At 44.3% G+C, this 23754-nt stretch carries 13 protein-coding genes; 5 read left to right on the top strand and 8 right to left on the bottom strand.

The window, feature by feature from the left end; all coding sequences use genetic code 11:
* Positions 1–347 precede the first annotated feature (347 nt).
* Both AAJP47_RS10435 and murU read left to right on the top strand, forming a co-directional pair.
* Complete coding sequence (locus AAJP47_RS10435; protein ID WP_346717863.1) at positions 348–1454, top strand: aminoglycoside phosphotransferase family protein; 1107 nt, start codon at positions 348–350, stop codon at positions 1452–1454.
* A 249-nt stretch (positions 1455–1703) separates the two neighbouring features.
* Complete coding sequence (gene murU / locus AAJP47_RS10430) at positions 1704–2438, top strand: N-acetylmuramate alpha-1-phosphate uridylyltransferase MurU (protein WP_346717862.1); 735 nt, start codon at positions 1704–1706, stop codon at positions 2436–2438.
* A 94-nt stretch (positions 2439–2532) separates the two neighbouring features.
* On the opposite strand, the gene AAJP47_RS13470 is transcribed toward murU, so the two are convergent.
* The 7 genes from AAJP47_RS13470 to AAJP47_RS10400 all read right to left on the bottom strand — a co-directional run bounded on the left by AAJP47_RS13470 (position 2533) and on the right by AAJP47_RS10400 (position 12095).
* Complete coding sequence (locus AAJP47_RS13470; protein WP_497198716.1) at positions 2533–2649, bottom strand: DUF2474 domain-containing protein; 117 nt, start codon at positions 2647–2649, stop codon at positions 2533–2535.
* Between the two features lie 167 nt (positions 2650–2816).
* A complete protein-coding gene (cydB, locus tag AAJP47_RS10425) occupies positions 2817–3833 on the bottom strand; it encodes a cytochrome d ubiquinol oxidase subunit II (protein WP_346717861.1) in 1017 nt (338 codons plus the stop codon).
* Positions 3833–5338, bottom strand: coding sequence for a cytochrome ubiquinol oxidase subunit I (locus tag AAJP47_RS10420; RefSeq protein WP_346717860.1), 1506 nt, complete (start codon positions 5336–5338; stop codon positions 3833–3835). The genes cydB and AAJP47_RS10420 overlap by 1 nt, the downstream gene beginning before the upstream one ends.
* A 463-nt stretch (positions 5339–5801) precedes the next feature.
* On the bottom strand, positions 5802–8258 hold the full coding sequence (locus tag AAJP47_RS10415) for an esterase/lipase family protein (protein ID WP_346717859.1): 2457 nt from the start codon (positions 8256–8258) through the stop codon (positions 5802–5804).
* A 338-nt stretch (positions 8259–8596) separates the two neighbouring features.
* Positions 8597–9754, bottom strand: coding sequence for a hypothetical protein (locus AAJP47_RS10410; RefSeq protein ID WP_346717858.1), 1158 nt, complete (start codon positions 9752–9754; stop codon positions 8597–8599).
* 274 nt (positions 9755–10028) lie between these two features.
* A complete protein-coding gene (gene coq7, locus AAJP47_RS10405; protein ID WP_346717857.1) occupies positions 10029–10673 on the bottom strand; it encodes a 2-polyprenyl-3-methyl-6-methoxy-1,4-benzoquinone monooxygenase in 645 nt (214 codons plus the stop codon).
* Between the two features lie 90 nt (positions 10674–10763).
* Entirely contained in the window at positions 10764–12095 is a 1332-nt protein-coding gene (locus tag AAJP47_RS10400) for an MFS transporter (RefSeq protein WP_346717856.1), read from the bottom strand.
* A 496-nt stretch (positions 12096–12591) separates the two neighbouring features.
* On the opposite strand from AAJP47_RS10400, the gene AAJP47_RS10395 reads away from it, so the two are divergent.
* Both AAJP47_RS10395 and AAJP47_RS10390 read left to right on the top strand, forming a co-directional pair.
* Entirely contained in the window at positions 12592–16356 is a 3765-nt protein-coding gene (locus AAJP47_RS10395; RefSeq protein ID WP_346717855.1) for an autotransporter assembly complex protein TamA, read from the top strand.
* A gap of 101 nt (positions 16357–16457) precedes the next feature.
* The gene (locus AAJP47_RS10390) at positions 16458–21452 is read left to right on the top strand and encodes a translocation/assembly module TamB domain-containing protein (protein ID WP_346717854.1); all 4995 of its coding nucleotides are present in this window, start codon (positions 16458–16460) and stop codon (positions 21450–21452) included.
* A gap of 276 nt (positions 21453–21728) precedes the next feature.
* Here AAJP47_RS10390 and hemP read toward each other — a convergent pair whose 3' ends face one another.
* Positions 21729–21887 (bottom strand): hemin uptake protein HemP, encoded by a 159-nt coding sequence (gene hemP / locus AAJP47_RS10385; protein ID WP_227672156.1) that lies wholly within the window; start codon positions 21885–21887, stop codon positions 21729–21731.
* 298 nt (positions 21888–22185) lie between these two features.
* On the opposite strand from hemP, the gene AAJP47_RS10380 reads away from it, so the two are divergent.
* Positions 22186–23364, top strand: a complete 1179-nt coding sequence (locus tag AAJP47_RS10380; RefSeq protein ID WP_346717853.1) for an NUDIX domain-containing protein — start codon at positions 22186–22188, stop codon at positions 23362–23364.
* Positions 23365–23754 lie beyond the last annotated feature (390 nt).

Raw genomic sequence — 23754 nt, 5'->3', positions numbered from 1 at the left:
GCTATTTAAACATACATAGCGGGTAATAAACGGCTAAAAAATTCCTAATAAATAATGTAGTCTCAAAATTTGGGCGTTTTACATATAATGACGACTAATCATAGTCAAAAAAAACCAAATCAGCTACACTATTTAGCAAAATTTATAGCATAGCCAAGTTGTTTTTTAAACGGTTGCTCAGAGCAATCTCAGTACTAGATGGTGAATAATCTACTAAGGCGACTGTGACAGTATCTGTCGTGGCTCAAGACGTCACTATTTTAGCAAGTATTGGCGCGACTTATCACTACTTTAATCGTTTATGCTCGATATTTAATCTGCGATCTATTTAACCTACGATGCCTTTTATGGCGAATCCAATCATTTTAGAGCCTACCATGACCGAGACCAATACAAACAATCGCTTACAGCAATTAGAGCACTGGTTACAGCAAGTATTTACTGATAAAGCATTCAATCTTGATAGCCTGCCAGGGGATGCGAGCGCACGCCAGTATCATCGTCTCCAATTGCTCGATAGCAGTGAGACCGAAAATTTGCGCTATATTGTCATGGATTCTGCTGACGAACAAGACGCCATGCGCCAATTTATTAATGTTGCCAAATTGATGTCACCCGCGATCAATGTACCAACGCTGATCGCGCAAGACCTAGAAAAAGGTTTTTTGGTATTACAAGATTTTGGGTCGGTAGAGTTTGCCCATTTGTTGGTCGCGGCAACGCCTGATCAAATCAACCAATATTATCAGCTGGCAATGCAAACGCTGGTTGCGCTACAAACGGTCTCCATTGACACTGCAAAATCTCAGCATCAGTTGCCAGATTACGATACGGCATTATTGGAGCGGGAGATGGATCTATTTAGTGACTGGTTTATACCTTATGTTGGTATCACGCTTGATAAGCCAGTATGGAATCAATTAAAAACCGCATTGATCAAAGAGATATTACAACAACCTCAGGTCATCGTCCATCGCGACTATCACAGTCGCAATCTGATGCAAGACCAAGCAGATCCGTCTCGTTTGGGTGTGATTGATTTTCAAGACGCTGTAATCGGTTCTTATACCTATGATTTGGTCTCGCTGGTACGTGATGCATATGTCGAATGGCCAGAGAGCCAGATAACAACATGGATTCACGATTTTTGGCAATTACAAAAGCAGGCAGCGCTGACGACGGTAGCGACCGTAGAGCAGCTTGAAAACGATGTCAATGTGATGGGCGTGCAGCGACATTTAAAAGTGCTGGGGATTTTTATTCGCTTGTCTAAGCGTGATGGTAAAGATCGTTATTTGGCCGATATCCCAAAAGTGATGCGTGATTTGCTTACAGAGTTGGATTGGCTGGCTGAGCGAGGCAGTGATGAGATCAAGCAAGCGATTATTCCCTTTAACGAGTGGCTACAAAATACGGTATTACCCGCTTATCAAAATAAGTTCGCTTCGGTATAGTTAATCCAATATAAAAAAGACACAGCGAGAATGGGACTCATTTTTTGATGCCTCTGTCGGCGTAGGCACAGCAAGCAAGAAAAATTGGTTCCAGTCTCGCTCCATCCTTTCTTGTATTCATTTTAGTTAGGATCAACTATAGTTAACAAACTTAGATAGTTGAAAGAATATAGTGCAATAACAACGATAAAAAAAGACGGCTCATCATTTAAGTCGAAAACTTACCTAATACAATGAAAAGGAGCATGCATGTCTACGTCTAAGATTACGCAAGCCATGATTTTGGCGGCTGGCAAAGGAACCCGTTTGCGCCCGTTGACACTAGAAACCCCAAAACCCTTGGTAGAGGTAGGAGGACAGCCGCTTATTGTCTGGCATATTAAAGCGTTGTGCGCCGCTGGTATTACCGATATCACTATTAATACCTCGTGGCTCGCTGATAAATTGATGGAGACATTGGGTGATGGTTCACAGTATGGAGTCAAGTTACATTGGTCCGTAGAAGACGATGAGCCGCTTGAGACGGCAGGCGGGATTTTTCAGGCCTTACAATCAGGACAACTGCGAGATGAACCGTTCTTATTGGTGAATTCCGATATTTGGACGACTTATGATTTTACTCAGTTGCGAGACTACACGTTAAGTGCCGATCAGCAGGCGCATTTACTATTGATTGATAATCCTGAACACAATGATGGCGGAGATTTTGCCATTAATAACGGTCTGGCCAGTGAGCAGCCAATCGCTGGAGCAGACAAGTATACGTTTGCTGGTATCAGCGTGATATCGCCTAGATTGGTTGATGGATTGGTATCGGGTCAACCCGCAGCGCTTGCGCCACTGTTTAAGCAAGCCATGATAAAGTTCCAAATTACCGCTGAGGTAATCACCGACAATTGGATAGACGTTGGTACGCCCGAGCGTTTGACGCAAATCAATGATTTTATTGCTAGCAAAGGTGCCGACAATCACCTAGGCGCATAAACTTGGAACGCGTCCTGCTATAAAATAAAAAACAAGCGCAAAAAAAAGCAGCATTGATTTCTCAACGCTGCTTTTTTAATTTTAACGATTGGCACTAGACGCCCATCGCTAATTTGATCAACTGGGCAATGGTAAAAACAACCAAAAACCCTGCTGCATATAAACCAATAAACCATAACCATTGTGACTGTTTTTTACTAAGCTTTTTCATAAAACCTCCTGATTAGCTTATGAATCGTGGCTATTCTATATTAATAGTAACAGCCAAAGTTTCAGTCTGAATCGTCATCAATCTTTATTCATCATGACTATTGCAAGTGATTACTATTGCAAGTGATTACTACATCAAGCAATTATTATGCTTACTGCGCTAAGCCGTTAATACATTGGATTGTGATCAGATTTGCCTTTAAAAGTATAATAAGCAAAAGCGGTATAGCTTAAGATGATTGGTAGCATAATAACGGCGCCAATCAACATAAACGATAGCGAGGTGTCAGCCGCTGCCGCATCATAAATAGTCATCTGATACGGGACGATATAAGGGAATACAGCAAAACACACACCGATATAACCCATCAAAAATAAAGCGACCGTCAGTAAGAAAGGACGATATTCACGCTCTGTTTTTAAATCTTTACGCATAAGGAAGAACAACAGCAGCGCAATAACAGGCATAGGGGCAAGATATAAGAGACTTGGGAACTTAAACCAACCTTCTAATGCATCGATATCTGAAAAATACATAAATATCGTCACGACAATCATTGCCACTACTAGGGCAGACAGCAGCCAGCCTGATACTTTACGCGCCCAAACCTGCAAAGTGTGCTCAGTTTTTATGATGAGCCATGTGGAACCAAGTAAAGCATAACCAATGATCATGGCAAAACCGCAGACGATAGAGAAGGGGGTTAGCCAATCAAAAGGACCACCGGTGTAAAGACGGTTGCTCGCCTCTAATCCCTGTACCAACGCGGCCAGCATAATGCCCTGAAAAAATGTCGCCATGACTGAGCCGATAAAAAAGAAAGTGTCCCAGACGTGGCGACGCGCTGACGCTTTAAAGCGAAATTCAAACGCCACACCGCGCATGATCAGACCAAATAGCATAAAGGTAACGGGCAAATAAAGCCCTGTCATAATAATACCGTAAGCCACTGGAAACGCAGCAAACAGACCACCGCCGCCCAATACCAGCCAAGTCTCATTACCATCCCAAAACGGCGCGATAGAGTTCATCATGCGGCTACGATTTTTATCGGAGCCTGCAAATGGGAACAAAATACCGCAGCCCAAATCAAAGCCATCAAGCAATACATAAATAAAGACAGCAAGGACGATAAGTCCGCCCCAAATCAGAGGTAAGTCTAATACATCACCGAAGTTAAACATTAGCGTAACCCTCCATCATCGACATCGTTAGCAGGCTCGCTAGTATCGGTATCATTTTTCTTTGTGTTATCGCCTGCATTTTTATCACCGCTTAGAGCACGGCCTTGCGCTTCAGTAACAGAGTGATCATAAAAATGATCTTCTGATGGATCTTCATAAGGTTTGGGTCCTTGGGCAATAAGGCGTAAAATATAAAAACTACCTGCGCCAAATACGAAAATGTACAAGACAATAAAGCCGATGAGCGTCGTTGCCACTTGTTGTGCTGCGAGCGGTGACATACTTTCAGCAGTACGAATCACGCCATAAACGGTATAAGGTTGACGCCCTGTTTCGGTCACAAACCAGCCAGCTAGTAGGGCAAGAAAACCAAGCGGCGTCATCATCATCCAAGCACGGTGAAACCACACACTTTCAGAATCGAACTGCTGCTTTTTAAAATACTTATAAAGACTAAATAAGCCGACTAAGACCATCAGCATCCCAATGCTAACCATAATACGAAATGCCCAAAACACGATAATAACGGGCGGTTGATCTTCGGGTGTCCAGTTTTTGAGGCCTTTAACCTCACCATCTAGCGAATGGGTTAAGATTAATCCCGAGACGTAGGGGATGGCCACTTCGTATTTATTGGTTTGGTTCTTTTGATCAGGAATTGCAAACAAGCGTAGCGCCGCGCCGCGTTCATCCTCCCAAATACCTTCCATCGCTGCCACCTTGGCAGGTTGATGCTCCAAGGTATTGAGACCATGCTCATCACCGATCAACACCTGAGCAGGTGCCACAAAAATCGCCATAATCATTGCCATACCCAGCATGACACGACCATGACGGCGGTGATCCGTATGTTTTTTAGATTGAAGATAATAAGCACCGATACCGCCAATGACAAAGGCGGTGGTCAAGAACGCTGCGGTCATCATATGAGCGTAACGATAAGGGAATGAAGGATTGAATATGATTTCGAGCCAATTGGTGGGATATAGTAGCCCATCCGCGCCCATCATAAATCCTTGCGGCGTTTGCATAAAGCTATTGGCGGCCAAAATCCAAAAGCCTGATATCAGCGTACCAATGGCGACAATGGCTGTTGCGGCAAAATGCATGCGTTTGCTCACGCGTCCCCAACCAAATAGCATGATGCCCAAAAAGGATGCCTCTAAGAAAAAAGCCGTCAGTACTTCATAGGCGAGTAAGGGCCCTAAGACGTTCCCTGCTTTATCTGAAAAGACTGCCCAGTTGGTACCGAACTGGTAAGACATGACCACGCCTGATACCACACCCAAGCCAAACACCACGGCAAAGATTTTTACCCAGTGTTTATAGACCTCAGCGTAGATAGGATCGCCAGTTCTTAACCAACGGAATTCAAGCACCGTCAGCCAGCTGGCAAGTCCAATAGAAAAAGCGGGAAAGACGATATGGAACGAGATAACGAAAGCGAACTGGATACGCGCGAGCAAGAGCGCATCTAGTTGGTCAATCATAAACGTAGCGAACATAAGTGGTTACCCTTATCTGTTGGCTGAATAGCGCTGGCTTCCATAAAACGCTTAAGTGACTGCCGTATATCGTATTGACAATAATCATAGGCAATAGCTCAGTGCCAGCTAGCATGCAACATCGAGATAAAGTGCAGGTAAGCTAACAACTGTTTAGCTGAATTGAATAACTTACATCCTTATAAATTAATATAGTGCTGTCGTATATTTAAGACACATTATGCGCTTCCCTAGATATACACGCAAGGCAAGCTACGTCTCAGTTACATACCGGATAGTCGCTTAAAAACGCTCAAAAGAAAGCCAAGCGCTTGAATTAATAACATAAAGACAGCAGGCAATCCAATAACGGTATCTTCAAATGCGCTGCTGATTTATATGTCAGTTCTGCTATATGCCGTTTCTGCTGTATAGAGTTTTTACTGTATAGAGTGTCTTTATTGAATAGCGCTAGTATTCAGCCTTATTCTTGTAGCTGCTTGTGCAAAATCTGCCGTAACGTCAAAATCGTCTGCGGATTGGACTGAATACTATGGCCGCCATTGATAACCGTCTCAGACGCTGCACCGTCTAAATGGGCACTGGTATAAGGAACGATACCGTCTGATAAGCGTTCTGTGAGCGCCTGACTAATATTGTCGTTGACAGTTACAGCCGCCACTAGCGGTTCAGTAGGCATATCTGACGTAACCGTCGAGCCGTTCTCATTGCTTGTATCTTCTTCTACGGCTTGCGACAAGTCGATTTTTACGCCGTTTGGCTGCATTTGTGCCAACCCTTTAGTAATATCCGAATCATTATTGGCAATAATTGAATGATAGGTAATGCGATCATTGATTTTAATGTCTTTAGTCAGCTGTATAAAGGAGGATTTATCGCTGAGCTGGCTTGCCCCATTCTGTAGATAGAGTGCGCCTAATGGGTTTTGTGCCAAATCGCCCTGTGTGGCAATCGTGGCTAAGTTATCAGTGACTGTCTTAACCAAGCCCACTGGCAAATAGACAATACGGCGTAGCGCTCGTGTGAACCAACGGTCCGCATAATCTGTACCTCGAAAAGGAGCCGATAAAAAGACAACCGTGTCTACTTGCGGCAATGCGTTGAGCTCAAAACGATCCTTTAGCGTATCTTCTGAAAACGACTCTTTAAGGGCGTCTCGAATTTTACGTTTCTCACTACCAGACAATAATTCTTCATCATCTAGTCTATCTAAATTGTTGGCCAAATTGTTATCAGACAGCATCATGCGCGCGATAATCGCACCCATACTATGACTGATAATCACACTGTTTTTGCTGGCGCGATTTTGTCCCGTTGGGTCGGTTTGTTGATAAGTGGCATTGATCAAGCGCTGGATCTGATAACGGTTTTCCAAAATAGGTAAATTGGTTGGATAAAATATCTGCCAAACTTGATAGTTGTCGCGCAGCTTATCGTCGTTCAGAATGTCGTTGGTCAAGTTTACCCAAGTGGCAGGGCTAGAGGCTAAACCATGCAGCATGATCAATACGCGCTTGTTGGGATCGTAAGGCTCAAGCATGAAGAGTTTCGGCAGTCTTGCCTCTGGTTGACGGGTGATTAGATTTAAATAGCCCACGCCATCCAACTGATTTTCCGAGAGCCATAAGCCATAACCTGCCGAAAAATTTGCCGCTAGCGGGTAGTCGTCGTCTAAGATGTTAACGGTTTCACTTTGGTACGGATTGTATAAATGAATATCAAGCTTACGACTGTCCAGCACCTCAAGCACGCTATTTCCGCTTGGCTGAATCAATCCTGTTAAGAGTAAATGCCCTGTCGGATAAATGCGGGAATTTGGTTTGCTTTCTGCTGCCTCCTCGTCTTTCTCGCTTGCTAATCGACCTGATAAGGAGGCCACCAATAATTGCCGGATTGTCGTGGTATAGCGATCATCTAAGGACGCCACAAAGCTGATGCCTAAGCCTGGGCGCTTACTGATAGAGTTCAGGCCAGAGAGACGCAGCTCATAAGTGGACACAAGATCCGCGAGCGCGGACGCTTGCTTATGCGCATTTTGTAGATAGTTGTTTTCATTGGGCAAATAAATACCAAGATCATAGTCATCGACTTGTACTTTCATGACTTTAACTTGGTCAGTAGGCTTACCCTCTAATGGGGAGGCATTGGCAATCGTTTCTTGTTTACTAAGATTACTGGCTGAGGTTGGTAAATAATTGACTTTTATATTGTCTTTAAACTTATCTGAGCGGCTAGTTGAGCGATAAAGCTGGGTAATCACATTGTTGCTGGCCGCATTATAGATATCTTGCGTTTGAATATCGACATCGCTTGGAATGCGGTTTTGGGGGCCAGAGCGACTGTCAGCCAGTTCTGCGCCTTCAAAGTCATGCGTCAAATTATCATAAAATAAGTAAGTATAACTGGACTTAATGGCATCAAATAAGCGCGCCTGATAATCAATCACACAACGACTCGTGTTTTCCTCTTGCGATTTAGACTCCGCATCGCTCAGAGGCGCATTGGCATAATAAGGATCTAAGGGCGGCCTAGCAAGGGCATTACGGCAATCCTGAGAGTCAGCAAGCTGACGCGATTTGGCATAATGTAGTTCTGCAAAAATCGCCAAGGAAGGGCGATGATGTTCGTTTAGCATACTATCGGTCAGCTGATTCAAGCATAAGTCGAACTGCTGCATGCAAGCTTGTTCATTGAGCCCTGCTGACAGTAATGCCGATGCGGTATTACTACTTAAGTCGTTACTGGTGACAATGTTGCTACGCTGCGCTGTAATGGTCTTTGAGGAAGCTTGTTTATTGACTGAGACAGCACTACAGGCAGGCAAGAGCGCGACAGCGGCCATCAAAGCAACTGAGGTGATAGGCAGTGAGCTTTTATTAGCGTGCGCCACTATATGTTTAATAGAGCGAGCAAAAGTCATAGGTTCGTCCAGTAAATGGCTATGATGAAGTTATCAGTCATCAAATTAGCAATAATAATAAGTGCGAGTAAAGCATAATTTTTAGTATTAGACTATTTTGCCTGCGGCGCAATCTTTAAGTTCGACTTATCAAGTCATGTAGTCAAGCAAATATACCTTTAATAGCCTAGCGTACTTCTATTAATAGCATATTAACTGACACAAAAAAGCACCGACTTTTTATATTGACATACTATCGATATAAAACGAAGGTGCTTAGTGTTTAGCTATTGGTGTTCAGCTATTAGGGTTTGGCTCAAACAACTGGACAATCATTGATCTAAGTAAACAAAGTTACGTTAGACACTTGGTTTGACGTCAATATTAGGCGCCGCTATGTCCCAAATGTAGAACTTACCGTCTTCCACAAGTTTGATTTGTTGGGGAATAATCGTATTGTTTGGGTTTTCTCCTGCAAGACGACGCAGACGCTGTAATGCGCTATCGCGACGATCACTCAACACATCCGACTGTGCCAAGCTTTGCTCGGCTTCGGTATAACCCAAAGACACCGCCTTATCTAGATACTTTTGACCTTCTTTAAAGCCACCGCCTTCTGACAACATCATGCCGTATAGGAAGTTGGCTTCTCCACTATCTGGCTGGATTTTGATAGCGCGATCCACATACTGGCCGCCGCGTACCGTATAGTCTGAACCTAAGTCCAAGTTACGTCCCATACCATTAAGTTTAGCCGCACGAATCAACACATCATAAGAGGCGTTTGGTGACTGAGCATAAGGTTCGATCCATTCAGCCAATACTTTGATTTTTTCGCGTGTATTATAACGCTGGGTGCGGTTAGGGAAGTTTGGTGGATAATGACGGGCGTTAGGTGAGACTTCGTTGATAAAGGCATCCAGCAAGCTTACGTCTAGTTTATCGGTACCAAGCCCTTTTTGTTGCGGGATCAAGACAGTAGGCACAAAGCTTACGTCTGACAATTGTACCTGCGGCGTTGGGATGTTAGAAAGCTGGCCACCACGAAGATCAATGCCCGTTGCGGTCATTGGACTTGGCGTGTATACACGCGTCGTACCTGTCGGTTCCGTATTTGCTACCCCTGAGGTCGCTGCGGCTTGCGGCTGCGCAGTATTTGTACGCATCGGGACATTGTTCGACTGAGTGCTGCTTGGCTGCGTACCGCTTTGCTGAACACTGCTTGGTTGAGTGTTGGTGGCTACATCCGCTGCTGAGTTTGGTTGTGGCGTAACTTGCGCACTTGGTTGAGCCGTACTGGTAGCGGCATTAGGACGAGCAAGACGAATGACTCGTTTGCTTGAATCCATGGCGCTCGGTACAGACGTGGTAGAAGTCGCTGCCGTATCGGTCTCAGCGGCATTAACAGGTGCAGATAGCAGCAATGCACATGCGGTAGCCAGCGCTGTCATGGTGGCAAGTTTGGGCGACTTGGTTGACAAGCTGCTAGACAAAATCGATTGGTTAATGGCTTTCATAAAAATCGTTACCTTATTTATTCGTTATTGAGCAAATGGATGGCAATTGGGTCATGTCTGTAATGCAAAATCGTACAAATTTTTAATACCCTAGCAAATTAAGCCAAGCGCTATCAGTAGTAGGATTGTTAATAGGGCGTGTTGCCCATTCACAAATAGGCCCTAATAAGCCTGAACCCAGTCAAGGGGTATTCATATTACCATTAACCTTTATCTTACTGGTCATACTTATTATATTACTATCGGTGTGACTACTATCTTTATGACCACTACCTTATAAATGATAAGCGGTGGCTTTCATGCGGTTGGCCATCCAGCGCATGGTATGACGGACCGGTGGTGACAATGCCGCACCACCATTGGTTAACGCCAACTCTCGATGATGCAACTCTTCCATATCCATTTGTGCCAGTATCTCTTTTGAGCGCTTATCATGTTCAGGGAGCTGGTTGATATGATCCTGAAGGTGCTCGCTGACTTGTGCTTCCGTCTCTGCGACAAACCCCAAACTAAACTCGTTGGAAACTGCGCCTGCAACTGCGCCAAGACCGAACGACATGCTATACCACAGCGGAGTAAAGATACTAGGATGACTACCGAGCTCACTCAAACGAGTCTCACACCACACCAGATGATCGACTTCTTCCTCAGCTGAGTGCTGCATGGCTTGCTTAACGCCATCGTCTTTCGCCGCAAACGCTTGCCCATGATAGAGACCTTGCGCACAGACTTCACCAGTATGGTTGATACGCATCAATCCTGCGACATGGCGCGCTTCAGTAATGGTCAGTTCAGGAATCTCATCACTGCTCACAGGTAAGGGACGAGTACTGGGGTTTGAATGTGGCACGACAGCTCGTAATGCTTTATCAACCCCAAGTAATAAATGGTCGATTTTGGTTAAAGGACGCAGGGTCATGGTTCACTCCTGATGGCTTAAAGATCAATAGTAAATATAATATAAAAAAACGCTATTATAAGACAACGCTGGTAATGACATTGTATTAACTTATAGGACGACTTCATCATGCGTTTGAATGACGGCCTTTTTAATATGTTGGTTGAGTTTGATATATAGAAAACCGCCAAAGAGAATATTGAGCAACCCTGTCACCAAAAATAGCTGCGGTAGCGTCAAACCTAACGCATTCAAGATAATAATCGCAAAAATCGCTGAGGTAACCATAAAGATGGCATTAAAGATATTGTTGGCACCAACAACCCGTGCACGGTGACTTTTGGGTGAATAGGCCTGCATAGAGGCATACAAGGGAACAATATATAGACCGCCACTAAACCCTAATAAGAACAAGTCGACAAACACACGCCAGCTACCACTGATGCCGAATAAATCACCAATGCCGAAGAGCGTCGCACTAGTCACATCAATACTGAGACCTGAAAGCGAAAAGTACAAATCAATGGCAAAGATACTGAGACCGGCAATACCAAAAGGCAATAGGCGTAGACTGACTTGGTTTTTGGTCAAAGACTTACACAATAAGGAACCGATCGAAACGCCAACAGAAAATAAGGTCAATAAGAAAATAACCACTGACTCATCGCCGTGCAAGATGACCTTACTGAACTCAGGCGTTTGCGTCAAAAACGTCGCGCCGTAAAACCAAAACCAGCTATTGCCAAGAATGACAAAGAATAAAAAAGGCAAGGAGTATAAGTAGCGTATCGTGGACAGACTGGTGGTAATGATGTTCCAGTTGATATTAAGATTGGGCTGCATGGCAGGCATCGTAGGAATATAGCGAGCGGCCAAGTAACCCAAAACCGCGACAATCAGTACGGCTGCACTGATCCAATATAACGACTGCGACAACTGCGTTAAGACGCCCGCGATAATCATACCCAAAAGAATGGCAAGGGAGGTGCCCATTTGAAACAGACCGTTTGCGCCCACCAACTCATCTTCTTTCATTGCTTGCGGCAAATAGGCGTACTTAATCGGGCCAAAAAAGGTCGAGTGCGTCCCCATTAAAAATAAGGCCACAAAGAGTAGTGCATACCATTCAAACACAAAGCCAACCGCAGCAATCGCCATAATCACCAGCTCAAGCACCTTAATAAGCTGCGTGAGTTTTGATTTTTCGTATTTATCTGCAATTTGTCCTGCCAATGCCGAAAACAAAAAGTAGGGTAAAATAAACAACATGGCAGCCAAGTTATTTAAAATACTCACTTCCATGCCCAATTGACTTGCGGCAGTATAAGTTAGAACCAGTATGAGCGCTTGTTTAAAGACATTGTCATTAAAAGCCCCTAAAAACTGGGTAAAAAACATGGCGCTAAAACGGCGATGCTTAAACAATTGGAATTGATTAGCCATGAAAATTCCTACAAATGAGTCGCGACTGATAAAGTAAAAAAAGGATTCAATAAAATCTTTAAGAGTGAGGTAATTATCAACAGTATCAAAAACTTATTAAAATATGGCATAGGTTTTATCAATATTAGAACGTATAATAGCAAGGCTTTGTTAAAAATACATGCAACCGATGCTATGATTTCATAATTAACTAAGTTATGATTTGTAAATTTCACACGGCTGTACACTAAGAGGCAAGTGACGATAAAGCATCACGATTGCCCAATTCTACCCGTCAGTTGATGAAAACAGCATTAAATGTTGTTCTGTAAACTGTGGCTATCAAAAGCGTGTTTATCGAAAATAGTCATCAAACAAACAATGGTCAAAAAACAGTTATCAAAAGCAAAGTAGCAAACCATCATTCCAGCCCACTGCTATAAGTTTATCCACCGGTAAGACTTGGCGATTGTTATCGTTAATAATATTGTACCGCGTGAGGTGATAGGAAATAGAAATGAAACATCAGCCTTCAACGCTAGCGCGTAACGTATCTATGGTTCAGCGTGATATGGTCAATATTCAAAATGATATCAGTAGTCCACACACGCAAAAAAACGCTCATCCAGCCATTATTGGTATTCAAAACAAAACGCCGCGCCTGCATTTTAGACGCTCGGCGCTTTTTACGGCGTTAGCCACCAGTTTGGTTGGTTTTGGTATTGCTCCAGTAGCATGGGCTGAAACCGAAAATAACGTCACCATTCCCAATCAAGCGGTTAATAATCAAACAGACAATTTGGCAGACCTGCCTTTAGAAGATGACGACCAGCTTGACATGGCGTTAGACGCGCTACGTCTAAAAAAGGCGGTAGAGCAAGGCGTCATTGATCAGTCTGTATTGGACGACTATAGCGAGCAAACTTTAGGTATTAAAAAGGCGGACTCAAAGAAGTCTGATTCAACGAATAACAACGCTCAAAGACCACAGACTCAAGAACAACGAACTCAGAATACGGCTGGCTTGCGACCAGATAGCGCCAATAATTCTAGTGACAGTAATTTTAGCGACAGTGATTTTAGCGACAATAATTTTAGCGACAATAATTTTAGCGACAATGACTCTAGGGACAATGACTCTAGGGACAATGATTCTAGGGACAGTGATTCTAGGGACAGTGATTCTAGGGACAGTGATTCTAGGGACAGTGATTCTAGGGACAGTGATTCTAACGCCATGGATGAGATGTATGAGATAAATACGGATCAGATGGCGCTGTCCAATCCTTCTAATGAGGATTTATTACAGCAAGCGGCCGCCATACAAGATCAGGGTTATCAGATGATGACACCTGAGCAAATTGATCGTGAACTGGCGGCGATGGATCTACAGAACACGCAAGATATCAATAATATTAATAATAGTAACGGGGTTGATGACCTTGATGGTATTAATAACAACAGCATCAACAATGAAGATAGCGATTTTGATGGGCCAATTGCGACGCTGAATGACACGACTCCGCCCATTGGCTTGGATGCAGACTTGGATGTCGATAGTTTGCCAACCCCTAGTAATCTCGATACCTTAGGTCAAAGTGAGACGAGCGCCGAATCGACAGAAACAGCCGAGGTAATGTCGCGTCCGCTTGAGGTGAGTGATGCGGTTAGTAGTGGTCGTGTAGACGATGACGGTAGTGAGACTATTGCCGCGAACGACAATGATACCGCTGGTGAAAACCTGACCTCACCAGACTTTATCGATCCGGATGATTATTTGCCAGATTATCAGACAGAAACTCAAGCGGTCAGTGAGAGCATTGAACAAGCCGATAAGCCCAAACCATTGGCGCGTAATAGAGGGAACATTGTTAAGCGCTTATACAACCGTTTGTTTAATAGAGATGCAATCACACTACCTCGTGTAGAAACCACGGTGTACATGCGTCAAGCAGCACCCGAAAATACGGCAGAGGGTCAGCCAAGACTAGTCGAAGCTGATGACGATATTCAGCCGATGAAAAACATCAAAGCTGCCCTTGATGATACGACGGTTCAATCGGTTGTTGATTTTACCGCTGCGTTGCCGCGTTTACGTGAAACGGCATTAGATGCTGCCAAAGCAGTGGGGTATTACGATATTACCTTACGTTTGCGCCAACCTAATGCGGATACGATAGATGTGATTGTTGAAGAGCTGGGGGAACCAGTACGTGTCGATAGCCGTATTTTTGAGATTCGAGGTGAGGGTCGTGAGCAAGAAGAGTTCGCCGAGCTTGAAGAATCGCTGCCGCCACAAGAAGGGGATATTTTCAATCACCGTGTTTATGAGAACAGCAAAGCGGCGCTTGAGTCACTGAGTAATACATACGGTTATTTCGATCAATATTGGCTAAACAAATCTGTCGATATTATCTTACCAGATGACACAGCAGATATCTCCTTGATCTATAATACGGGTGAGCGCTATGCGTTTGATGACGTTGTATTCTTTACTTATGACGCCGAAACCAACACGTTGACTCAAGATCCCGATAAGCTGCCTGTCGAATTGTCATTGCTACAGCAGTTGTATGACTTTAAAACAGGCGACCCTTTTTATCGTCCCGATGTGACTAAATTCAGCAATGATTTATCGGCAACCCGTTACTTTAACACGGTCAACGTCGAGTCAATATTGCCGCCAGATGAACGCACTGAAGCCAGCACACTGGCTTTTGATAACTCGGCGAATAACAATAGTGAAACAGCAGATATTGATAACGACGGCGTAGCAGACGTCGATGGTACAGATGCTAGTGCTAACACAGAAAGTCTAACAGCCTCTAATAATGCTCAAAATAGTGGGCAAGGCGATGTAAATAGTGATGTAAATAGCAATTCTGCGGACGCAAATGATTCTGATACGGCGGATGTAAACGGTCTGAATACCAGTAGTGGAGAGACAGTCAATCCTGCCGATATTGCTGCGATTCAGTTTGAAGCAGATGAAGAAACGCTTGATAAGTTGCAGGCTATTAAACAAAAAGCAGAGCGCCTAAGCAACTCGCCCAATGATCGAGTATTGGATGAAAAAGATGAAGAGGCTGAAAACCTGTTAGGTAAGATTAGCGACTCAATCAGTAATATCGCGGAAAAAATATTTCCTGACGATGATAATGAGATAGATCGCATCATTACTGATGAAGACTTTGTACCACCAACGCTGGCAGGACGTAAAACGCCGCAAGATGTGGCAGAGAATAAACGAGTACCACTGTATGTATTTGTATATGCCGATAAACCGCGCGATGCCCAAGTGGGCTTGGGGTATGGAACGGACACAGGCGTGCGAGCCACAGCGAAGATTGATTATAACTTAATCAATCGCCAAGGTTATCAAGCGGGGGCAGAAACAGAAGTGTCGCGAATTGCTAAAAACGTCACTGTCTATGGCAGCCGCCCTTGGAAGCACCCACTCAATGATAAGCTGGATGCGCGCCTGACTTATGAAGAAGAAGTCATCGATCAAGGGGAAGGTAACTTTGATTTGTCTACCAATACGTTAGAAGCAGCATTGGCACGTAATATCCGCCCTGATAGCGGCTGGAATCGCAGCTATTCTATGCGTTACCGTTTGGATGAGCTTGAAACTGGCGTAGGTGTTGATGAGTTAGAAAAACTTCCTATAGAATTTACCTCCTCAAACCCTAAGCAGCAAGCGTTATTATTCGGCTATGGTATCAATAAAACCAATGTCGATAGTGCGACCAATCCAACTCGCGGAATACGTCAATATTACTCACTCGAAGCGGGTGCTGATAGCTTGGCAAGTGACACCGACTTGGCTATCGTGCGCGCTGGAGTCAGTGGGATTTATAGCTTTGGTGATGACAAAAAGCATCAAGTACTCGGCAGTCTCAATACCGGTTATATCTGGGCTGATGACTTTTATGATGTGCCTTATAAGCTGCGCTTCTTTGCAGGTGGTGATCAGAGTCTGCGAGGCTATGACTATGAAAGCTTATCGCCATTAGAGAACGGTTATTTGACGGGCGGTCAAGTGCTGGCGGTCGGTAGCGCAGAGTATAACTATGAATTCAAACCGGGTTTCCGCGGGGCATTTTTCACTGATGTGGGTAATGCGTACGACAAAAACTTCGAGACTGAGACAAAGGTCGGCGTCGGCGTCGGTATCCGCTGGGCCTCGCCTGTAGGCGTGGTGCGAGTCGATGTAGCCGCTGGTGTCACAGAAGAGAGCATTCCTGTCAGATTGCATTTCTTTATTGGCTCGCCTTTATAGATATCCAAGTGGCTGTTTTTATTAAATGCAGCCATATATTGTATTATTCGTTTTGTATCGTGCCGATTGCTGGCAATCATTCTTTAACGTAGTTGAGTGTCATGTTGACAAAAAATACCCCGCCAAACAATGCACCAGATGAAGATCCAGCACAGCGCGATGCACGCGCTGTCAAACGCTGGTATCCGCTGTCTTTTTTACTCAAACTACTGGTGCTTACTGTCATCGTATTAGCGATTATGTTTGCGGTTTTCTTTTATGCAGTCGGTACAGATTCTGGCACGAAGTTCATATTAGAGAAAATCAGTGCTGAGACTGGTATCGAGTTTAAGTATGGGCGCGGCAACTTACGTGACGGTATCTGGATTACTGATATCGATATTGATGCGACTGAAGACCTTGAAGTATTGGTCGATAAAGCCTATGTAAAGATTGGCTGGCGTGCCATATTTGCTAAAGAAGTGCATTTGCGTGATGCAGACATACAGACCATCGAGATTCTCAATAAAAAGCCACCAACGGGTGAGCCATTCGATTATAAAACCTTAGAGTTGCCAGTCAACTTACGTTTTGATCAAGCAAAAATCAAAAAAATTGTCTATAAACAAGTCACAAAAGATCCCATCGTGGTTCACGATATTGCTGCCCGTGATTTGACGTGGGTAGGCACGACGGTGACGGTTGGACGCGGTGATTTACGCTACGCTGATATCGTGAAAATCAATGCGCTGCAAGGCGAGATTGATCTAGAGGGGGATTATCCCCTAGATGTGAGTGCGATTGCAGAAGTCAGTGCGTTAGAAAAAGCTTATATTGCTCCGCTGAATATTACCGCTACTGGCACCTTAAAACGCACGTTCGGACAAGTACGTAGTCGTTACAACGACAGTGATGTGAGCGGTGATTTTGTCGTACAAGGCTTAGACACTGACTCACCGTTTAGAGCCAAGTTGCAATGGGATGACGTGTTGATTCCTTATGCGGAAAGTCAAAACATTCATCTAAAAAGTGGTACGGCGACAGCGACAGGCGTTATCTCAGAGATACATCTGCGAATCAATACCGAGCTGACCTCAAAAGACATTCCGTCGGGTCATTATCAAGGCCGCGGTATCATTGCAAACAGTCAACTACGTATCGAGCGCTTAGAGGCTGATGTGCCCGCTGGTCAGTTGCTACTGCAAGGGGTTTTGGATTGGCAAAATAGCTTTGATGCAAACCTACAAGCGAGTGGTAGCAATTTTGACATTCGCCGCGCCATTCCTGAGGACTATGCTGATTTTAAAGCGTACGCACCGCAAAAACTCAATGGTGGACTGTCGTTCCATTATCAGCAGCAAAATCGCTCTGGTAATACAGAGATTGATGCAGAACTGCGTCAACGGGATGGTGAGTACGTCAATGCCAACCTAGTTGCTGGTAAAACTTCGGCGAAATCGAAACAAGGACCACCTTGGTATATTGATGCAAAATGGCGAAATCTAACCCGTCAAAACGTGCCTAATATTGGCAATATCGATAGCCCAAGCGGACAGGCAAATGTCATTGTTCAAGGGTCGCGCTTATCCGTTGATGGTAAGGCGGTGATCAATGAGTTGAATGCAGCACCCAAAGGAAATTACGATGTGCGCCTGCGTAAAACGGGCGATGTTATTGAGATTAGCCGCCTAAATTATGACGGTATAGTGGGTGATCTAACAGGTACAGGTCAGATTCAACTGGCGAAACCACGCCGTCCATTAACATGGCAAATCGATGCTCGTACCGATGGCTTGTTACTGAACCAATATCGCAGTGATTTACCACTTGAGCGTCTGACCGGTAGCATCAGCGCGCGCGGTCGTTTATTAGATATTAAAAAAGGTGGCGTTAGTGGTCAGCGTCATATCATCACTTTGAGTAATACGGATTTGCAGGCGCAGCTAGATGCTACGCAAGATGGCCGTACTATTGGTATTACAGGTAGTGGTGATGGTAGCGTTGACATCGTTGGTGGCGAGCTGTCTGTGTTTGATGTGCGCTTTGGCGGGCAGGTTGATACCGCAGACATACCAAAAGGCAATCTCTCTATCGATGTGGCAGGCACACCTGAGCTTATCAGCATTCGTAAGGTTGCTTATGATGGCGAAGCAGGTGCCGTGAGAGCGAGAGGTGCTCTTGATTTGCGTAAGAACATCGGTTGGCGTATTGATGGCCGCTTTGACAACTTTAATGTGGGGTATTTTTTACCCAACAATCCAGCAATTCTGACAGGCGATCTAAAAACCAGTGGCGAATGGAAAAATCCGTCCGAAAACAGCAAGAATGCAGCAGGCACCCTACAACGCTTTGCAGTCAATTTCGATGGTGTGCTAGATGCTGAGCAGCTCCCAGCTGGTAAGCTCACTATTGATGCCAGTGGCGATGCTCAGCTCATTCGTATCAAACGCTTCCGTCATGTGGGCGCGGCAGGCAGTATCGATGCACAAGGAACGTTAGATGTGCGCCAAGGCATTGCTTGGGACATCAATGCCGTGATGGATCGCTTTAACGTGGGGTACTTCTTAAAAGATACGCCAAGCCTTATCACAGGTACTATCAATACTGATGGGCGTTGGGGTGATACGCAGCAAAGTATCAATATCAATCAGATCGACTTAAATGGTGTATTAAAAGGTCAGCCGCTGAGTGCTAAAGGCAGCTTAACGGCAAAAATGCGCCTGCCAAAAGACTTGGCAAGCTACTTTGAGCGTCTACAAACAAAAGGTGCCCAAGCGCAGTATCAACAAGTTAATGCCTTGATCGACAGTTTGAACGCAAACAACTTAGTATTGCGTTGGGGTGACAATTACATCACGGCGAATGGCAATGCCAAGCAACTACAAGCCAAAATCAATATCACCAGTCTTGATCAGTTATCAAACCAGCTGACAGGTAAAGTCACTGGTGGTGCGACCTTATCTCAGCCAGCAGGACAAGCACTGCCAACGATCTATATAGATTTGGTTGGTGAGCGTCTTGCGTTACCGGGATTTGTATTGCGTCAAGGTCGTATCCGCGGCAAGCTGGTCAATTTGGCAAACAGCCCAAGCCAGCTTATTATCACAGCCGAAGGTTTAGACGCGTCTGGACAAAGTCTGAAAAATCTCAAAGTCACATTTAATGGCACTGAACAGTCCCATGTGGTTGACCTCAATGCGGCCAATGAGCAAATCGATATCAGCGCAAGGCTCAAAGGGGGCTTTAATCGCGATAGACTCAGTTGGTCAGGTGTGATTGGTCGCGGCCGTATCAAGTCAAGATACGCCACTTTGAACCAGTTGCAGCCTACCCAGTTAATTGTAAATTTGCCTAACAACCAAAGTGGCAATAACAGCGATCTGAAAGTACAACTGGCGGCTCACTGCTGGCAAGCCTCGGATCAAAGTGGCAAGCTGTGTTTACGTGAAAAATTAGTAGCATCACCAGCGGCTGGCGAAGTTAATATCGCCCTACAAAACCTAGACACCTCATTGTTCTCTGTCTTTTTGCCCAATGACATTGATTGGCAAGCCAAGATCAATGGTAAAGCCATTGTCGGTTGGCAACGTGGTCGTCCACCAAATATCAATGCAACATTGTACTCAGATAACGGCAAAATTGGTTTGATACAAGATGGGGATAGCGCACCTGTCACTTTGCCTTATAAGCGTGTGTCACTCATTGCCTTATCTGTTCCTGAAGGTATTAAGCTACGGGCAGACATCAATACAGGTCGCGGCGCTCGTGGCTATGCCGAAGTTGTGGCTGATCCCTACAAAGATCCTAAACCCATCTCAGGGGCATTGGTACTCAATGAGCTAAATCTTGCGATATTCAAACCTTTCTTTCCTGGTATGCGCGTACTAGAAGGCAATATTACGATGGCAGGTGGTCTTGGTGGTACGTTAGAGACGCCGCAGTTCTATGGTGATGTCAAACTCACCAATGGTCGTATCGCCATGCTTGATTTACCAGTGAATTTAACGAGAGTAAACACAGAAGCCAAAATACGTGGCACGCAAGCAACCATTGATGGAACGTTTAACAGTGGTACTGGCAAAGGTTCCTTAACTGGTACGGTTAATTGGCAGCAAAAACTGCAAGCCAAATTGAGCGTGGTTGGTGAGCGTTTGGTAGTCACGCAGCCACCTTTGTTAGTGGCTGAAATCAATCCTGATATCGATATTATCGTAAGGCCAGGCGACCGTTATGTTGATATTACAGGCGCAGTCAGTGTGCCTTCAGCGACCATTCGACCGCCAGAAGCCAGCGAAGACATTATCACCCAGACCGAAGATGCGGTAGTGCTTGATCGTCGTTTGATTGGCAACATCAATGAGGTACTGGCTGTCTCAAAACCTTGGTCAATCAATGCAGATATTGGGGTCGACTTAGGTGAAGATATCAACTTCCGAGGTTTTGGCGCTGTTATTCCATTGGCAGGTGCGATTAATATCAATCAAACCGGTACTGGCATTATGCGGGCAAGAGGGGTGGTACAGGTCTCACGTCGTACCAGCGTCAATATTTTTGGTCAGAACCTAGAGCTCAATTACGGGCAAGTACGTTTCAATGGCGATGTCATGAAACCGACTCTCAGTATTGAAGCGGTAAAAACCATCGATGGTAAAACAGTGGGTGTACGCGTTAAGGGCAGTACGGAAAACCCAAATATCATTGTCTTTAACAATGCCGGCTTAACGCAGCAGCAGGCTATGAATGCCTTGGTCACAGGTCGCATCGACAATAGAAGCGCCACCCAGATTAGTGAACAAGGATTTAAGTCTCAGGTAACCAATAATTTGGCGGCAGCGGGATTGAGCTTTGGACTTAGTGGCACACGCAATCTAACCAATCAAATTGGGCAAGCGTTTGGCTTCCAAAGCTTGACGGTGGACGCTTCAGGCAGTAGCGAAGATACCAACGTCAATGTCACAGGTTATGTGTCTCCTGACTTATATATTCGCTACGGGGTAGGGGTATTCAATGCGCAAAACAGCTTATCCATTCGTTATCAGTTGACCCGTCGTATTTACGTCGAAGCTTCTTCGGCAGCAGAAAACGCGGTCGATGTGGTCTACAGTTGGCAGTTCTAAAGCTGCCAGTTAAAAAACGATGACAATGACAATGAAAGTGACAGTTGTGATTGATAGGGATTAATATATAGAGGGTTTGCTTTAGTAATATCGATACGGCTGGAATAAATTTTACCAAGCTTTTGTTTTAGCTAGCAGAAGCGGGGAATTTATTCCAGTCAGACTGAGTCCTTTTATATTTACCTGACGATAGAGTGGTACTGCACCATTTATAGACAATAAAAAACGCCTTTTAATGAAGGCGTTTTTTTATAAGTAAGCGAGCATTTTGTCAGTTTACTTGGTTAAAATAAGGCGATTGTTACGCGTTAGGCGTAGGCGATATTCTTCGCCTTCATGTTCAATACGCACTTCTTTGGTCAAAGCAAACAGGTGCTGCGACTGTAGGGTTGGTAGACGGTTTTCGCGGCAATTCAAGTAACGAGAAATGACCATGCTCATAATAAATTCCTTTTGATAAAAAGTGGCTAGATAAAGAAGCGATAACTTAACTGCTTTTAACGATAATAATTATCATTTACATTTGATATTTTTGCAAGCTAATTAATAAAATAAAATGCAGCTATTATGTAAACTTATCTTAATCAAACTCTACTGCACTCTTAAAACCAACCTTTTCTGCCAATCTGTCGCTCAACGAGAAGACGACACGTCAGATCGTTTCATGGTTTGGTAAAGTAAATGATTGAGCGCGAATAAAAAAACATAACAAACCTAGTGATAACGAGTTCTTATGCAAAATAAACCAAACCAGCCAATCAAGTCTTCTCACACAAACACGGTAAATGTTGCAGTAGCAGTGATTCATTATAAGGAGCAGTATTTACTTGGATTTAGAAGCGCCGCCCAGCATCAAGGCAATCTTTATGAGTTTGTAGGGGGCAAGATAGATACCGATGAAAGCGCAGAGCAGGCGGTCCTTCGTGAAGTTGCTGAAGAGACGGGTATTGGTATGTCTGACAATACGGTGGTTAAACTTGGTCGTCTGCATCACGATTATAGAGATAAGCAGGTCAGCTTACAGGTTTATAAGGTGGAGCTGACAGCAGCGCAGTTTGAACAGCACAGAGGTTGTGAACGTGGACTAGAAGGTCAGGCACTGACATGGGTCAGTAAATCTGATTTATTAGCAGGAAAGTACCCTCTACCAGCTGCGAATCAAACCATTCTTAAATGGCTCAGCGTCCCTACTCATATATCGATTACCTATCCACTGACACACTTTAGTGATTGTGCCAATCCAGCAGCTGCATGGTTACAGTATCATCAAGAGCATATAGTAGCAGGGGCTTGGGTCTATGTGCGAACAAAGGAAGTGGCAGCAACAGACCCAGCCCCAGCCTCACAGTTGCTACGTCTGCGCCCAGACCTCTTAGCAATTTTACCTTATGACGATGACAGGCGGTTTTTAGATACTAAGGTTTTGCATGCTACGGTTTCTGATAATAAGGTTTCGTCAACTGATCATTTGATTGCTCAAAATCAAGTAGTGGCCAATCACCTCACCCATACAGCATTGATGCAATGGTTTGATAATTTTCAAGCGGTTCCTATCGATGACGACGCATCTTATGGCGAACCCTTATCCAGTAACTGTCCCCTCATAGTGAGTTGTCATGATGAAGCGAGTATTATTGCCGCTAACAAGCTTGCCAGCACGCGCTTACAGCAGCAATTTTCTCCAGTTATCGGCGCTTTTTTATCGCCTGTGTTGGCGACTCAGACACACCCTGATGCGCAACCATTAGGCTGGGAATCGTGGTCAGCACTCGCGCAATTGGCTGATATGCCTATCATTGGTTTGGGTGGATTGTCACCGCTGATGATTGAACAAGCGTTAATGTATGGCGGCGTCAGTGTGGCTGGTATTCGGCAATTTTTTGACGGCACAAATAAAAAAAGCAGCGAGTAGAGCGCTCGCACATTTAAAGGAAATTATGATCTATTGTGATGGAATTTTTAAGATACATAGTCTGTAAATGTTAGTGCCCTTCAAAGAGAATTTTATTAAAAAAATAATAGCTTGCTTACATCTCTTGTATCATAAGCTGATTAAATAGACACAGATATCAGGTTAGTTTGTTTATACATTTAGGATTGTTTATCAGAATAAATGCCTGATTTTTAATATATTTATCTCGCTGGTAACCGTGTGTTTATTCCGATAAACAAACGGTTACTTACTTACAAACCGTTGCGTTTCCCTACATTGAGACACTGTTTTAATAAGTGATTTACTCTTAATATAAAATACCTAATTTAGAGCATGTTTGACTTATTTCTGATAAGCGAATAAACAATT

This window comes from Psychrobacter halotolerans, from assembly GCF_039680845.1.
Lineage (GTDB): Bacteria > Pseudomonadota > Gammaproteobacteria > Pseudomonadales > Moraxellaceae > Psychrobacter.
This window is presented reverse-complemented; position numbering and strand designations above follow the sequence as displayed.

Excerpts from the sequence above, each read along its gene's own strand:
- AAJP47_RS10400 (WP_346717856.1), bottom strand. The coding sequence starts at position 12,095 with ATGGCTAATCAATTCCAATTGTTTAAGCATCGCCGTTTTAGCGCCATG.
- AAJP47_RS10415 (WP_346717859.1), bottom strand. The coding sequence starts at position 8,258 with ATGACTTTTGCTCGCTCTATTAAACATATAGTGGCGCACGCTAATAAA.
- AAJP47_RS10410 (WP_346717858.1), bottom strand. The coding sequence starts at position 9,754 with ATGAAAGCCATTAACCAATCGATTTTGTCTAGCAGCTTGTCAACCAAG.
- AAJP47_RS13470 (WP_497198716.1), bottom strand. The coding sequence starts at position 2,649 with ATGAAAAAGCTTAGTAAAAAACAGTCACAATGGTTATGGTTTATTGGT.
- AAJP47_RS10420 (WP_346717860.1), bottom strand. The coding sequence starts at position 5,338 with ATGTTCGCTACGTTTATGATTGACCAACTAGATGCGCTCTTGCTCGCG.
- cydB (WP_346717861.1), bottom strand. The coding sequence starts at position 3,833 with ATGTTTAACTTCGGTGATGTATTAGACTTACCTCTGATTTGGGGCGGA.
- AAJP47_RS10395 (WP_346717855.1), top strand. The coding sequence starts at position 12,592 with ATGAAACATCAGCCTTCAACGCTAGCGCGTAACGTATCTATGGTTCAG.
- AAJP47_RS10435 (WP_346717863.1), top strand. The coding sequence starts at position 348 with ATGGCGAATCCAATCATTTTAGAGCCTACCATGACCGAGACCAATACA.
- AAJP47_RS10380 (WP_346717853.1), top strand. The coding sequence starts at position 22,186 with ATGCAAAATAAACCAAACCAGCCAATCAAGTCTTCTCACACAAACACG.
- AAJP47_RS10390 (WP_346717854.1), top strand. The coding sequence starts at position 16,458 with ATGTTGACAAAAAATACCCCGCCAAACAATGCACCAGATGAAGATCCA.
- hemP (WP_227672156.1), bottom strand. The coding sequence starts at position 21,887 with ATGGTCATTTCTCGTTACTTGAATTGCCGCGAAAACCGTCTACCAACC.
- coq7 (WP_346717857.1), bottom strand. The coding sequence starts at position 10,673 with ATGACCCTGCGTCCTTTAACCAAAATCGACCATTTATTACTTGGGGTT.
- murU (WP_346717862.1), top strand. The coding sequence starts at position 1,704 with ATGTCTACGTCTAAGATTACGCAAGCCATGATTTTGGCGGCTGGCAAA.